This is a genomic window from Deinococcus yavapaiensis KR-236 (genome assembly GCF_003217515.1).
Classification (GTDB): domain Bacteria; phylum Deinococcota; class Deinococci; order Deinococcales; family Deinococcaceae; genus Deinococcus_A; species Deinococcus_A yavapaiensis.
In genome coordinates this window covers 1-12975 of the sequence record NZ_QJSX01000001.1, presented here as the reverse complement: position 1 = coordinate 12975, position 12975 = coordinate 1, and the positions used below count along the sequence as shown (strand labels likewise).

At 65.8% G+C, this 12975-nt stretch carries 16 protein-coding genes; 9 read left to right on the top strand and 7 right to left on the bottom strand.

Going from position 1 to position 12975, the window contains the following annotated elements; translation table 11 throughout:
- The first annotated feature begins 41 nt into the window (after nt 1–41).
- From ftsY to DES52_RS00060, 6 genes are all read left to right on the top strand, one after another.
- Nucleotides 42–1007: a signal recognition particle-docking protein FtsY gene (gene ftsY, locus DES52_RS00085; protein ID WP_110884742.1), complete on the top strand. Its 966-nt coding sequence runs from the start codon at nt 42–44 to the stop codon at nt 1005–1007.
- A 64-nt stretch (nt 1008–1071) separates the two neighbouring features.
- The gene (locus DES52_RS00080) at nt 1072–1260 is read left to right on the top strand and encodes a hypothetical protein (protein WP_110884741.1); all 189 of its coding nucleotides are present in this window, start codon (nt 1072–1074) and stop codon (nt 1258–1260) included.
- A gap of 49 nt (nt 1261–1309) precedes the next feature.
- Nucleotides 1310–1951 carry a hypothetical protein gene (locus DES52_RS00075; RefSeq protein ID WP_110884740.1) on the top strand — a complete coding sequence of 214 codons (642 nt, stop codon included), beginning with the start codon at nt 1310–1312 and terminating at the stop codon, nt 1949–1951.
- The gene (locus DES52_RS00070; RefSeq protein ID WP_110884739.1) at nt 1951–2925 is read left to right on the top strand and encodes an MBL fold metallo-hydrolase; all 975 of its coding nucleotides are present in this window, start codon (nt 1951–1953) and stop codon (nt 2923–2925) included. The genes DES52_RS00075 and DES52_RS00070 overlap by 1 nt, the downstream gene beginning before the upstream one ends.
- Before the next feature lie 68 nt (nt 2926–2993).
- Nucleotides 2994–3383, top strand: coding sequence for a hypothetical protein (locus DES52_RS00065; protein WP_110884738.1), 390 nt, complete (start codon nt 2994–2996; stop codon nt 3381–3383).
- 10 nt (nt 3384–3393) lie between these two features.
- Nucleotides 3394–3633 (top strand): hypothetical protein, encoded by a 240-nt coding sequence (locus DES52_RS00060; protein ID WP_110884737.1) that lies wholly within the window; start codon nt 3394–3396, stop codon nt 3631–3633.
- Nucleotides 3634–3643: 10 nt separating this feature from the next.
- On the opposite strand, the gene DES52_RS00055 is transcribed toward DES52_RS00060, so the two are convergent.
- Together DES52_RS00055 and DES52_RS00050 are read right to left on the bottom strand one after the other, a co-directional pair.
- Nucleotides 3644–4309 (bottom strand): pyroglutamyl-peptidase I, encoded by a 666-nt coding sequence (locus DES52_RS00055; RefSeq protein ID WP_110884736.1) that lies wholly within the window; start codon nt 4307–4309, stop codon nt 3644–3646.
- A 31-nt stretch (nt 4310–4340) separates the two neighbouring features.
- The gene (locus DES52_RS00050) at nt 4341–4865 is read right to left on the bottom strand and encodes a hypothetical protein (protein ID WP_110884735.1); all 525 of its coding nucleotides are present in this window, start codon (nt 4863–4865) and stop codon (nt 4341–4343) included.
- A gap of 86 nt (nt 4866–4951) precedes the next feature.
- Here DES52_RS00050 and mutM point away from each other — a divergent pair, with 86 nt between their 5' ends.
- Both mutM and pdxH read left to right on the top strand, forming a co-directional pair.
- The gene (mutM, locus tag DES52_RS00045) at nt 4952–5752 is read left to right on the top strand and encodes a bifunctional DNA-formamidopyrimidine glycosylase/DNA-(apurinic or apyrimidinic site) lyase (protein WP_110884734.1); all 801 of its coding nucleotides are present in this window, start codon (nt 4952–4954) and stop codon (nt 5750–5752) included.
- Between the two features lie 4 nt (nt 5753–5756).
- Nucleotides 5757–6395: a pyridoxamine 5'-phosphate oxidase gene (gene pdxH / locus DES52_RS00040; RefSeq protein WP_110884733.1), complete on the top strand. Its 639-nt coding sequence runs from the start codon at nt 5757–5759 to the stop codon at nt 6393–6395.
- 53 nt (nt 6396–6448) lie between these two features.
- Here pdxH and DES52_RS00035 read toward each other — a convergent pair whose 3' ends face one another.
- The 5 genes from DES52_RS00035 to dnaK all read right to left on the bottom strand — a co-directional run bounded on the left by DES52_RS00035 (nt 6449) and on the right by dnaK (nt 12168).
- Nucleotides 6449–7291, bottom strand: coding sequence for an alpha/beta hydrolase family protein (locus DES52_RS00035; RefSeq protein ID WP_110884732.1), 843 nt, complete (start codon nt 7289–7291; stop codon nt 6449–6451).
- Between the two features lie 43 nt (nt 7292–7334).
- Complete coding sequence (locus tag DES52_RS00030; protein WP_110884731.1) at nt 7335–8309, bottom strand: lipocalin family protein; 975 nt, start codon at nt 8307–8309, stop codon at nt 7335–7337.
- 318 nt (nt 8310–8627) lie between these two features.
- A complete protein-coding gene (locus DES52_RS00020; RefSeq protein WP_110884729.1) occupies nt 8628–9512 on the bottom strand; it encodes a DnaJ C-terminal domain-containing protein in 885 nt (294 codons plus the stop codon).
- An 83-nt stretch (nt 9513–9595) separates the two neighbouring features.
- Nucleotides 9596–10195, bottom strand: a complete 600-nt coding sequence (locus DES52_RS00015; RefSeq protein ID WP_110884728.1) for a nucleotide exchange factor GrpE — start codon at nt 10193–10195, stop codon at nt 9596–9598.
- Between the two features lie 101 nt (nt 10196–10296).
- Nucleotides 10297–12168, bottom strand: coding sequence for a molecular chaperone DnaK (gene dnaK / locus DES52_RS00010; protein ID WP_110884727.1), 1872 nt, complete (start codon nt 12166–12168; stop codon nt 10297–10299).
- A gap of 214 nt (nt 12169–12382) precedes the next feature.
- Here dnaK and DES52_RS00005 point away from each other — a divergent pair.
- The coding region (locus tag DES52_RS00005) for an ATP-dependent metallopeptidase FtsH/Yme1/Tma family protein (RefSeq protein ID WP_342767061.1) at nt 12383–12975 on the top strand (593 nt) is incomplete at its 3' end.

The window sequence follows — 12975 nt, the reverse complement described above, 5'->3', positions numbered from 1 at the left end:
CGCGCACCATTGCGCGTTTGTCCATCAAGTATTCTGAGCACATGTCCTGGTTCGATCGCTTGCGTCAAGGCTTGTCCAAGACGCGTCAGCAACTCAATGAAATGGCGGGTCCCCTTGGCGTGGACGTCAAAGACGTCTTCACCAACCGCTTGGAGACCCTCGAAGACCTCGAGTACGCCCTGATCGCCGCCGACGTCGGGAGCGCCGCGACCGCCGAGATTCTGGAGGACGTCAAGAACTCGGGCAAGAAGGACCTCCAAGAAGCCCTCATGGAGGCGATGACGTTGCAACTCGAGCCCGACGCGCGACGCGCGCAGTTGCGCAAGCTCGGCTTCACGCCCGACGCTCGGCGGGCCACGGTCGAGCCGCGCGGCAGCGTCATCATGATGATCGGCGTGAACGGCGTCGGCAAGACGACGACCATTGCGAAGCTGGGCCGGTACTACGCCTCGAGAGGCAAGCGCGTGATGTTCGCCGCCGGAGACACTTTCCGGGCGGCGGCGGGCGCGCAACTCGGCGTGTGGGGCGAACGGCTCGGCATTCCGGTCGTGCAAGGCGCGGACGGGGGAGATCCCGCCGCCGTCGCCTTCGACGGAGCGTCCGCGCGAAAATCGCGCGGCTTCGATCTTCTGATGGTGGATACGGCGGGGCGTTTGCACACGAAGCACAACCTCATGGAAGAGCTCAAGAAGGTCAAGCGCGTCATCGACAAGGCGGATCCGGGCGAACCCGCTGAGGTGTGGCTCGTCCTCGACGCCGTGACGGGCCAAAACGGTCTCGCGCAAGCCAAGAAGTTCCACGAGACGATCGGTCTCACGGGCGTCGTCGTCACGAAGCTCGACGGAACTGCCAAGGGCGGCATCGTCGTACCGATCGTGCGCGAGCTCGGCGTGCCCATCAAATTCATCGGAGTCGGCGAGGGACCCGACGATTTGCAGCCCTTCGACGCCCGTGAGTTCATCAAGGCGTTGTTCGACGTCGAGGTTCCCGAACACGACCCTTCTTGAGGAGACGCTGTGTCCGGAGAAGCTTGTAAGAATACTGTGAGATGTGAAGTTTTTCAATTTTAGTGTGGACGCGAAAAGCACTTTGATCTTCCTGCCCGTGCGGTCCCTCGACGACGTACCGAATTTCAAGAGCGACGAGGAAGCTCGCGCGTTTTGGCGCACGCACTTCCTCGACACGCCCTCCATCGATTCGGCGAGCGACAACTTGCCCGACACCTTCGAACTCGAGGACTTCGAACTCGAGCCCGAATAACGCGCCGCTTGCCACCGCCTCGGGGCACGCGGTCACCTACAATCGGCGCATGACGATCGGCACGCCCGAGGTCCTGCGCGAACTCCTCGACTTCTTCACGCCGCTCGCCAAGGTGCGGCGCGTGCTTCGCGGCGCCGCCGTTTTGCACGCGCCCGCCCACCCGGTCTTGGGCGCGAACGCCGCGTACGTCTTCGACGAGCAAGGCGCCGTACGCGCCGACACCTGGTACCGCGCTCAGGGCGCTCCGACGGTGCTCGCGTCCGCGTCGTCCCATCCCGACGGCGACGAGGTCCTGTCGCTGCGCGTCGGAACGTTCCGAGCCTTGCCGCTCGCGTCGACCATCGTCGCCGAGCAAGTTTCGCGCTTGCAAGTCGCGATCTTCGCGGAGGTGTTGTGCGACGCGTGGAACGTGCCCGACTGGGAAGAAGACGTCGCGCGGGCGCTCGCCGCCGCTCTGGAGGGTCGCTCGGACGTCACCCTCTACCTCGCCTACGAAGACCGACCCGTCGGCGCCTTGCTGGAAAGAGGCGGGCGGGCCCACTTGTGGGGCGTGACGAACGAGGCGGCCTTGCTTCCATTGCTGAACGCCGCGTGCGAACTCGGCGGCGGCGAAGTTCGTACGAGCGTTCCGAGCGAGCATCCGCTCGCCTTGCACGCCGCCGCGCCCGTCGTGTTCTCGAGGCTCACCTGATGGGGCTCGACGTGCAAGTCCTGGGCGGCCCGTCGAGCGACAACGCCCTGTTCGTCCGCGTCAACACGGGCCGCGCCACCCACCGCCTGCTCTTCGATGTCGGGCAAGGCGTCCTCGACGGTGTCGCGAGGCCCGAGGTGACGGCGACCGACCACTTGTTCTTCTCGCACTTCCACATGGATCACGTCGCGGGCTTCGACGCGTTCTTGCGCGTCAACGCGGCGCGAGAACGGCCCGTGCACGTGTGGGGTCCGCCGCGCACGAGCGAGTTCGTGCATCACCGGCTGCGCGGCGTGATGTGGAACCTGGCGCCGACTTCGGGCGGCGACTGGCTCGTGTCGGACGTCGACCCGCCGAGGGTCCGCGCCGCCCGCTTCGCCTTGCCCGAGCGCTTCGAGACGCGTCACGATCTCGGCGAGCGTCTGCTCGACGGGCCGCTCGTCTCGCACGCCGACTTCACCGTCGAGGTGCGCCTGCTGGACCACCGAACGCCGAGCGCCGCGTACCTCGTTCGCGAAGCTCCCCGCGTCAACGTGGACGCCCATCGCCTCGCGGCCATGAACCTCGCGCCCGGCCCGTGGCTCGCCCGCCTCAAGAACGGCGAAAGCGGGCTTCACGAAGGACACGACCTCGCCGCGTTGCGAACCGCCCTCCTCACGCAGACGCCCGGCGCGAGCGTCGCGTATCTGACCGACCTGCGTCTCGACGACGACGCGCACGCGGCCCTCACGCCGTGGCTGTCGGGCGTCACGACCCTTGTGTGCGAAAGCCAGTACCGCCACGACGACGCGGATCTCGCTGCCCTCAACCATCACGTCACGAGCGTTCAGGCGGCGCGGCTCGCGCGTGACGCGGACGTTCGCGAGCTCGTGTTGTTCCACGTCTCGGATCGCTACGACGGTGCCGAGCGCGCCGCGCTTTTGCAAGAGGCGCGGGCGATCTTTCCGGCCACTCGGTTCCCGGACGGCTGGTGAACGCGTCGGGCGCGACGAAACTGCCGTAGTCGACGGTCGCGTCTTTCCGCACGCCTTATCATGACCGCGTGGATGTCCTTCGTCTCCTGCTGTCCCTCGTGGCGGGCGCCGGGGCGGCGCTCGTCGCGTACGCGATCGCGTACACGCACGGCAACCCCCACCCGAACGCGCCCGATCCCGACCTCGCCTTCACCCTCCTACCGTTGGAACTCGTCGTGGGCCTCGTCGTGGGCCTCTTCACCTTCCGCGCTTTCAAGCGTCGGCAGCAAGGCGAGCCGCGCTCCGACATCGCCGACCGCATGGTTTTGCGCGTCGCGCACCGCCAAGGCGGGACGTTCACCTTCCAAGACGTCTTGTCGCGGTCTCCGCTCGGCGAACCCCAAGCGCGTCATGCCGTCGACCGTCTGCTGGAAAGCGGTCAAGTGCGCCGCGACGGCGACACGTACCGCCTGCCCTGAGCGCCCTTCCGTGAGCGCTCCCGACGCCCTGTTCGACCTCGCCGTGAACCGCGCGGCCACGCTTTTGCGTGGCGCGCGGCCCACGGACGAAGACGCGGCTTTGCGCGAGTGGCACGCCCGCACACGCTTCGCGCGCCGCGTTCCCCTGCACGAAGTCGTGGCCCGCCTCACGTCGAGACCTCCCGGCGATTGGCACTGGTCGGGAGGTCCGAATGGTGCTTGGCGGCCCGGAAAGGCGCGGTTTCCCTGAGAACCGCGTTCTAGACCTCGAAGCTCGTTCGAGGCGATCGGCTCACGCGCGACACGCTTTCCTCGCCGGCCACGTGACGCGCGAGGAGCGCGAGGGCGACGCCGATGCCACGCTCGATTTCGCTTTGCGGCAGGTAGGGGAGGATCGTCTTGGCGTTGAGGGCCACGTCCTCGTTGGCGGGCAGGTGCACGAAGCCGCACGGCACGCCTTCGCCGAGTTCGTGCCGCGCGAGGTACATCACCATGTTGCACAGGTACAAGCCCGCCGTGTCGCTGATCGCCGCCGGAACGCGCGCGGCGCGCCAAGCGTCCACGAGGGCGCGCGCAGGCAGGGTCGTGAGGTACGCGGCGGGTCCGCTCTCGACGATGGGGTCGTCGGTGCGGGTCACGCCGCCGTTGTCGGGAATTCGGAAGTCGAGGACGTTCACGGCCACGCGCTCTACCGTCAACCAGGGACGGCCCGCCGCGAGGCCCGTCAGCAGGACGGCGCTCGGTCGCGTGTCCCGAATCGCTTGAACCAACGCGCTCGGCGCTCGGCTCGCTTCGACGGGCAGCAACTTCGAGCGGACGTGCACGCTTCCGAAGACACGACCGTCGAGGGCGTGCGCGGCGAGTTGAGACGGATTGACGTGGTCGCCACCGAACGGCTCGAAGCCCGTGAGAAGAATCGTCGTCATGGCTCAGGGTATAGCGCGGCCCGCGCCTTCGTCATCCTTCGTCGCGCGGCAGATGGCTCCAAAGGACCGCGAACGTCGCGATCGCGAGCGTCACCCAAGCCAAAGCGAACAGGGCGCGCGCCGTCGGCGCGGCGAACTCCAGGTGGCCGACACTCGAGAAGATGTTGTACCAGTCGTGCGTGTCCGGATCGTCCGTCAGCAGGGGAAGGGCGCGAAGCGGAGCGTCCGCGACGTACACGGCGACGTCGGCGAGGTTGTACGCCGCCCACAAGCCCATCACGGCGGCGGCGAAGGAATCGCGGCGAAGCGCGAACGACGCGGCGAACCCCACGGGAACCAGCACTTGGAGCGCGCTTCCGCCGAGGAACATGATCAACTCGTTTCCGAACGAGCCGAACAAGACGTGCCCCGCCTCGTGGATCACGAGGTCGATGGCGCTCAGGGGATTCGCGCGGTTCATCGTCGTTTCGGGCCGCACAAGCCCGATTGCGACGAACACCGCCAAGACCGCGAAGCCCCCGAGGCGCCACCAAGCGAAGCGAGGGGAAGAACCCACGAGTTCAGGGTAGACGACACGGCTTCACGCGCGTGAGTGCATCCTGTATACAATCGTTTTTCGTGAGGATTGCTAGGCTGGCTTCGATGCCCGAACTACCCGAAGTCGAAACCACGCGCCGCCTGTTGGCCCCGAGCTTCGTCGGGCGCACGATCGTTCGCGTCGAGCACGACGCGCCGCATCGCTACCGCGACACGCATCTCGCGCACGGACGCACCGTCGAGCACCTCGATCGGCGCGGCAAGTACCTCATCGCTCGCTTGTCGGGAGAGCCCGCCTTGGAACTCGTGGTGCACCTCGGCATGACAGGAAGCTTTCGCCCCACCCACACGCCGCACACGCGCGTCACCTTCCACTTCGACGACGGCACCGCCGCGTACTTTCAGGACGCTCGCCGCTTCGGCAAGGTCGCGGTCGTGCCCGCCGGGAATTACCGAAGCATGCCGACCTTGCAGAAGATGGGCCCCGAACCTCTGTCCGACGACTTCGACGCCGACGCGTTCGCCCGCGCCGCCGCCGCCGCGCCCGCCGTGAAGCCGTGGCTGCTTTCGCAACTGCCCGTCGCGGGCGTCGGCAACATCTACGCCGACGAAGCCTTGTGGATGGCGGGCGTTCATCCCAAGCAAACGCGACTCGAGCCCGACGAAGCCAGGCGCCTGCACGCCGCCCTTCGCGCCGTCATGACCGCCGCCATCGAGTCCGGAGGCTCCACCTTGCGAGACTACGCGCAGCCGAGCGGTGAAGCGGGCGGCTTCCAGTTTCATCACAACGCCTACGGCAAGGACGGCCAACCTTGCCCGAGGTGCGGCACCTCCATCGAGAAGAGCGTCGTCGGACAGCGCGGCACGCACCACTGCCCCACCTGCCAAGTCCTGAGGCAAGATTGAAGGCATGACGGACCTCACGAAGCTCCGCTTGACCTACGCCAAGGGCGAATTGCGCCGCGCCGACCTTCACGGCGATCCCGTCGAGCAGTTTCGCGCATGGCTCGACGAAGCCCTCGCGTCCGACTTGCCCGAACCGTACGCCACCACCGTCGCCACGGCGAGCGCGAGCGGCCGGCCGAGCGCCCGCACCGTCCTGCTGCGCGGCTTCGACGCTCGCGGCTTCGTGTTCTACACGAACTACACGTCGCGCAAAGGCCAGGACCTCGCCGAAAATCCCCAAGCGGCCCTGTTGTTCTATTGGCCCGGCTTGGAGCGCCAAGTGCGCGTCGAGGGACGCGTCGAACAAGTCAGTTCCGAGGAGTCCGACGCGTACTGGCGCTCCCGTCCGCGCGACTCGCAGATTGGAGCCCACGCCAGCGGACGCCAAAGCCACCCTATCGCAGACCGCGACGCGCTCGAAGCTCGCTTCGAGGAACTGCGAACGCAATTCGTACAGGACGTATCGCGACCCGGTCACTGGGGTGGCTACCGCGTAGTGCCCGACACCTTCGAGTTTTGGCAAGGGCGACCGAGTCGGGTGCACGACCGCTTTCAGTACACCCGGCAGGCCGAAGGGTGGAAGATCGAACGACTCACGCCTTGAGACGAGCCGTGGCGCCTTGAGCGTGGAGAGCCTTTCCGGGCCCTCCACGCTCCTCAAGGCTGCCCGACCTCTCTCTTCGACGCTCGGGCCAAATGCTCCAACCTCTCCAAAAAGGCCAGCATCGGCTTCGTGAACTCCGGCCCGAAGTGCGACGCCCCCAAGTGCGGGCCAGTCAAGCGCACGAATCGACTTTCCCGCGAGGTCGTCCGGGCGAACAACGCCTCCCCGTTGTGCAACAGTGACACCGTCTTGTCGTCCGGACTGCCCGCTATGAGGATCGGAAGGCTCGCCTCGCGCGGCCCCTTGTAGCCGTGCAGCGGATCGTCCGCGACGGGCAGCGGATCGTTGGTACGAATTCCGTACGCGTCGGCGATTTCTCGCACGCGCGCCGCGTCGGAACCTTGCCACGCGTCGAGAAGATTCACTCGGCCGTCGAGCAGGACGACGCCCGAGACCGGAAAGACGTTCTTGTAAGCGGCCATCAGAGCCGCGATGCCGCCCATGGAGTACCCGAGCGTGTAGGTGTGGCCGTTGAACTCGAAGAGCTTGCTGGCGTCGGTGCGAATTTCGCCGAGGTAGCGCAGAAAGTCCGGACGGCCCCACGCGCGACCGGTCGGATCGTTCGACACGAGGACCGCGAAGCGGGCGCGGGTGAGTTCCGAGAAGATGCTTTGCAAGTTGGGACGCTCGAGCGCCTTCTCGGCGCTCAGGCCGCGTGAGTTGGCGACGATGATGAGCGGACAGCCCGTGACGGGGCAGGAGGTGGGCCGCAGAAGGTACGCGTCACCGAACGGATTGGGCACGCGGACTTCTTCGTGGGCGAGGGGGGCGGGAAGGTTCGGCGCGGCGAGCGCGCCGCCGAAGAGAAATGTCATGGCGATGGCGGCGAAGCGCATGAAGCAAAAGCTAGCAAGTTCCTTGCGGCCGCACGTGAAAATTTCAGCGCGGCGCGATCGGCGAGCCCGGCAGGGCACCCCCTACGAACTCGCCCATGCCGACGACCTCGACCGGTTCGCCGCGCCAACGGCCACGTCCTTTCATGGGACCTTCCCAGTACGCGACGTACGTCGTGCGTGACCGCAACTCCTGGTCTTCTCGGACGGCTTCGACTTGCAGTTCGAACTCGTCGGCGCTCAAGGTCCAGGCGGTGCCGTACGTGTGGCTCGAGGACGAAGTCCACGTTCTCATCGGCGTGAGTTGCACGTTCGTGGGATTGCGCGCGACGCCCGACGGATCCACGAACGAACCGAACTGCTGAACGACTCGGCCCCGACCATCCTTCACGCGGTACACCATGAGGTCCACGCCGTTCGAGAGGTGCAGTCCGAACCAGTCCCACAGCGCGGCCGTCCCGGCGAGTTGGTCGCCCCACTGGTGATCGAGCCACGCGAGACCCTTCACGGGTCGGCCCGCGATGGTTCCTTCGAGCGTCATGCGGGTGTTCGATTGATAGTAGAGGCGTCCGACCTCGGCGGTTCCCGAGTAACCGGGCGGGTGGATGACGTTGGGCTTCGTGGGCGTGAGGCGAACGTCGATCGATTCGGCCTTCAACGTGTAGGCGCTTCCCTCTTGCCGAAGCTTCCATCGTCCCTGCCCGATCTCGAGCGGAGGAAAGCGGTACGTGACGAGTCCGCGATTTTGCTCTTGGAAGGAGAGGCGATCGGTTCGCAAGTCCGTCACGGCGACGTGTGACGCTGTGTAAGGAATGCCGCGCGCCGTCACCTTGAATTGGGCCCAGTGAAAGGCGATGGCGTCGTCGGGCAGGTAGCCGCTGACGTACCACCATTCCACGCGCGCGGGCTGAGGTCCGAAATCATCAGGATTCAAGGCACGGTTCGGATCGAAGGGCGCGGTCGCTCGGGGCGCGCAGGCGGCGAGCGAGAGCGTGAGGATCGCGGCGAAAACGAGGCGCATACCGCGCACCTTACCAAAGGCCTTTCGGCGTGACTGCGGCGTTCGCCCAGGAAGAAGTGTGACTCAAGCCGACGTCGAGCCGAGACGCGGGAAGCCGTGATGTCGTTGTCGCGAGCCGAGCGGATCGTGCAGTGGATTCCCCGCGCGAGTTTCAAGTCGCGTTTCCGGTGGGGCGGTCACGAAGAGTCTCCGCTCGAAGCACGCGCGGGCCGCCGTGCAACGTTGGTGCACGGCGGCCCGTCGCCCTTGCGTCCTTTCCGGCTCGACATCTCACGCCTCACGCTTTGAGCCTCGACACGGCCCGAACGTAGGGCAGCGTCAACTCGCGGCGGCGTTGGAACGAAGTTGCGCGAGCCGTTCGTACAATTCCCGTTCCTCGGGCGTCAACGCGGCGGGCAGCGTGAGATTGAGCTTGACGTACAAGTCGCCCGCGCCGCCCGCGCGCGGCCAGCCTTGACCGCGGAGGCGCAGCGTCCGTCCGCCGCTGCTGCCCGCCGGAACGGTGATCTCGACGTTGCCTCGCAAGGTCGGCACTTTCACTTTCCCGCCGAGGGCGGCGGTCGTCACGGGAACGTCCACGACGGTCGTGACGTCGTCGCCGTTCAGCTCGAAGCGCGCGTCGTCGAGGACGCGCACCGTCAGCAGCACGTCGCCGTTGCCCGGCGCCTGCCCCGCGAGGCGTAGCCGTGCGCCGTCGCGCGTGCCTGCCGGGATGCGCACGTGAATGCGGCGGTCCCCGACTTGAATGGTCTGCTCGGTGCCCGAGAAGGCTTCCTTGAGGGTGATGTTGAGCTCGCCCTCGACGTTCTGCACGAAGCGCCGCCCTCCGCCGAGGCCGCCGAGCAACTCGTCGAGGTCGATGTTGCCGCTGCGAAATCCGCTGCCACGCCCTCCGAACAGCCCTTGGAAGAAGTCGCTGAACTGGCTGGGGTCGAAGCCGCCGAAGTCACCCGTGCCGCCTCCGTACGCTCCGCCCGGAATGGAGCCCGTGTGGCCGTATTGATCGTAGAGCTTGCGCTTCTCGGCATCGGACAGCACGGCGTACGCCTCGCCGATCTCCTTGAACTTCTCGGCGGCGGCCTCGTCGCCTTGGTTCTTGTCGGGATGGTATTGCTTGGCGAGCTTGCGGTACGCGCTCTTGATGTCGGCCTCGGACGCGCTCTTGGGCACTCCGAGAATTTCGTAGTAGTCCTTGTAAGCCATAGTGACCTCGTCGCCTCTCCTTTCCTTAGTACGACGCGGCGGCCCTGCTCGTTGCCGAACAGCGACCGCCGCCCCTCGAATTCTCAGTTGCTGCCTTGGCTCACCACGACGCGCGCGGGACGCACGAGTCGGTCGCCCATGCGAAATCCCACTTGGTACACTTGCAGGATCACGCCGTCCTGTTCGCCCGGCACGACGCTGAGGGCTTCGTGGAAGGCGGGATCGAAGGCTTCGCCTTCTTTGCCGGTCGGCGAGAGGCCGAGCTTCTCGAAGGTCCGGAGAATGAGCGCGGAGACGCTCTCGAGCCCCGACACGATCTTGGAAGGATCGTTCTTGCCGAATTCCAACGCCCGCGTGAGGTCGTCGTAGATCGGCATCATCTCCTCGGCGGCCTTGGCGACGCCGACGCCTTGCGCGTCGAGAACGTCTTGGTTCGTGCGGCGGCGGTAGTTCTCGAAGTCGGCCAAGAGGCGCGCGTAGCGGCCCTTGAGGTCGCCCAGTTCCCGCTCGAGTTCCTCGGCGCGCTGCAACTTCTCCATCATTTCCTGCACCTGCGCGAACATCGCCGGGTCGAACGCGTCGTCCTCGTCTTCCACGCTCGTCGCCTGCTCCTGCTCGACCTCGACGACCTGCGCCTCCTGCTCAGGGCTGAGGTCGGTGTTGTTCTTCTCGTCTTGCGTCATGTCTTTTCTCCTGCGTCGAAACATCGTCCTAGCCTACGGCACGGGACCTATGAGAAAGGGCGGGTATCAAACCCGCCCCTGAGGGCCGTCGCGGTGCGCGATCAGTCGGCGGGCTTGAAGTCCGCGTCGATCACGTCGTCCTGCTGAGGCTGGCCCGCCGCGCCGCCTTGTCCGCCGCTGCCTTGCGCGGTCATAAGTTCGCGCAAGGCGTCCTCGAGCCGCTTTTGAACGTCGGCGATCTTGGCGTCGTCTTCGTCGCGCACCGCCGATTCGGCTTCGTCGGCGAGGGCCTTGACGCGGTCCTTGAGTTCTTGCGGCGCGTCGGCCTTCTCTTCGAGTTGCTGCAGAGCTTGGACGCGCAGCGAGTCGAGGTTGTTGCGCGCTTCGACCTTTTCGCGGCGCGCCTTGTCGGCGGCGGCGTTCTGCTCGGCTTCGCGCACGAGACGGTCGACTTCGGTCTTGTCGAGCGTCGTGGTGTTCTCGATGCGGATGCTGGCTTCCTTGCTGCTGGTCTTCTCACGCGCCGTGACGTGCAAAATGCCGTTCGCGTCGATGTCGAAGGTCACCTCGATTTGCGGGGTGCCCGCGCGCATGGGCGGAATGCCTTCGAGCTTGAAGCGTCCGAGGCTCTTGTTGTCGGCGGCCATGGGGCGCTCGCCTTGCAGCACGTTGATCTCGACGCCGGGTTGGTTGTTCTCGGCCGTCGTGAAGATCTCGGTCTTCTTGGCAGGAACGGTGGTGTTGCGCGTGATGAGGGGCGCGACCATGCCGCCCTTGACTTCCACGCCGAGCGTGAGGGGCGTGACGTCGACGAGCACGATGTCGCCGAGGGTGGCATCACCTTGGATGATGCCCGCTTGCACGGCCGCGCCGAGCGCGACGGCTTCGTCGGGGTTGACGCTCTCGTTGGGTTCCTTGCCCGTGAGGTCGCGAACGATGCGCTTCACGGCCGGAACGCGCGTGGAACCGCCGACGAGGATCACTTCGTCGATCTGCGAGGCGTTGAGCTTCGCGTCGTTCAAGGCCGTCGTGACAGGCTCGCGCACGCGGCGCAGGAGGTCGCCGATGAGCTCTTCGAACTTGGCGCGCGTGAGGGCGCGCTCGAGGTGCAGCGGCGTGCGGGTCTCGGGATCGAAGGTGATGAACGGAAGGCTGATGGTCGTCTCGGTCGCTTGGCTGAGCTCGATCTTGGCGCGCTCGGACGCTTCGATGAGACGCTGCAGCGCTTGCGGATCTTTGCGAAGGTCGAAGTTGTGTTCCCTTTGGAATTCTTCGGCGAGCCATTTCACGATGCGCTGGTCGAAGTCCGCGCCGCCGAGGTGCGTGTCGCCCGCGGTGGACTTGACTTCGAAGACGCCTTCGCCGAGCTCGAGGATCGTGACGTCGAACGTACCGCCCCCGAGGTCGAACACGAGCACCGTCTCGTTGCCCTTCTTGTTCAAACCGTACGCGAGCGCAGCGGCGGTGGGCTCGTTGATGACGCGCAGAACGTTGAGCCCGGCGATTTCACCGGCTTGGCGAGTCGCTTCGCGCTGCGAGTTGTCGAAGTAGGCGGGCACGGTGATGACGACGTCGCGAATCGACTCGCCGATCTTGGCGGACGCGTCGTTCACGAGCTTGCGCAGCACTTCGGCGCTCACGGCTTCCGGCGCGAGGTCCTTGCCGTTCGCCTCGATGCGAACGGAACCGCCGGGGCCTTCCTTGACGGTGAAGGGTGCGCGCGCGGCTTCTTCGCTGACTTCGTCCCAGCGGCGTCCGATGAAACGCTTGACTTCGAAGAGCGTCGCCTTGGGGTTGAGCGCCGCTTGGCGCTTGGCGATTTGACCGACGAGGCGGTCTTCGCCTTTGTACGCCACGACGGACGGGGTGGTGCGAGCACCTTCGGCGTTGACAATGACGTCAGGCTGACCGCCTTCCATCACGGCGATGACGGAGTTGGTGGTTCCGAGGTCGATTCCGACAGCTTTAGGCATGAAGTGTTCTCCTGGTGCTGAATTTCTGTTCCCGACGTGGAAACAGTTCTGAAACGCATCCATCATAAGCATACAGTTACACTCTGTCAACAGACTTGAGCGTGGTCGTATCAAGTTAAGGAATGCTCCACAGGACGTGCGCCAAACCCCTATCTTCACGAATTTCGTCGTGGAGTTCTCATGGCGCCTCGGCGCCAAGGCCTACACTGAGGGCATGAAGCAGGGAACATGGGTGTGGTGGCTGCTCGGCGCAGTCGTCGCCGTCATTGTCATCGTCACCGTCGCCGCTCCCCGACCCGACAGCGACGCCGTCAGCTTGTCCACCTTCGCGAACGCCCTCGACAAACGTCAAGTCCAAGTCGTCACCCTCACGAACGAGGGAGCGACCGTCGCCCTCACGGGCAACTTCACGACCGAACTTCGAAACGGCGCGCGCTTCGAGACGCGTACCTTCGCCGGAGATCCCCTCATCGACCTCGACAACCTCAACGCCAAGATTCCGCAAGACGGCTCGGTCAACGTCGCGAGAATCTCGCAATTCTCGTGGGTTTCCATTCTGTCCACCCTGCTCACCATCGCGCTCATCGGCGTGCTGCTGATCTACTTGCTGCGCGGCAATCGAGGCGGCGGTGCGGGCGACGCCGCGGGCAACTTCGGCAAGTCTCGCGCGCACATGCTCGCCGAAGGCTCTATCAAGCTCTCGTTTTCGGACGTGGCGGGATGCGACGAAGCCAAAGCGGACTTGGTGGAAGTCGTGGAGTTCCTCAAAAACCCCGAACGCTTCCACTCGCTCGGCGCCCGCATTCC

Coding starts and splice junctions, on each gene's coding strand:
- dnaK (WP_110884727.1), bottom strand. CDS start 12,168: ATGCCTAAAGCTGTCGGAATCGACCTCGGAACCACCAACTCCGTCATC.
- DES52_RS00015 (WP_110884728.1), bottom strand. CDS start 10,195: ATGACGCAAGACGAGAAGAACAACACCGACCTCAGCCCTGAGCAGGAG.
- pdxH (WP_110884733.1), top strand. CDS start 5,757: ATGACGGACCTCACGAAGCTCCGCTTGACCTACGCCAAGGGCGAATTG.
- DES52_RS00020 (WP_110884729.1), bottom strand. CDS start 9,512: ATGGCTTACAAGGACTACTACGAAATTCTCGGAGTGCCCAAGAGCGCG.
- DES52_RS00075 (WP_110884740.1), top strand. CDS start 1,310: ATGACGATCGGCACGCCCGAGGTCCTGCGCGAACTCCTCGACTTCTTC.
- DES52_RS00070 (WP_110884739.1), top strand. CDS start 1,951: ATGGGGCTCGACGTGCAAGTCCTGGGCGGCCCGTCGAGCGACAACGCC.
- mutM (WP_110884734.1), top strand. CDS start 4,952: ATGCCCGAACTACCCGAAGTCGAAACCACGCGCCGCCTGTTGGCCCCG.
- DES52_RS00035 (WP_110884732.1), bottom strand. CDS start 7,291: ATGCGCTTCGCCGCCATCGCCATGACATTTCTCTTCGGCGGCGCGCTC.
- ftsY (WP_110884742.1), top strand. CDS start 42: ATGTCCTGGTTCGATCGCTTGCGTCAAGGCTTGTCCAAGACGCGTCAG.
- DES52_RS00030 (WP_110884731.1), bottom strand. CDS start 8,309: ATGCGCCTCGTTTTCGCCGCGATCCTCACGCTCTCGCTCGCCGCCTGC.
- DES52_RS00055 (WP_110884736.1), bottom strand. CDS start 4,309: ATGACGACGATTCTTCTCACGGGCTTCGAGCCGTTCGGTGGCGACCAC.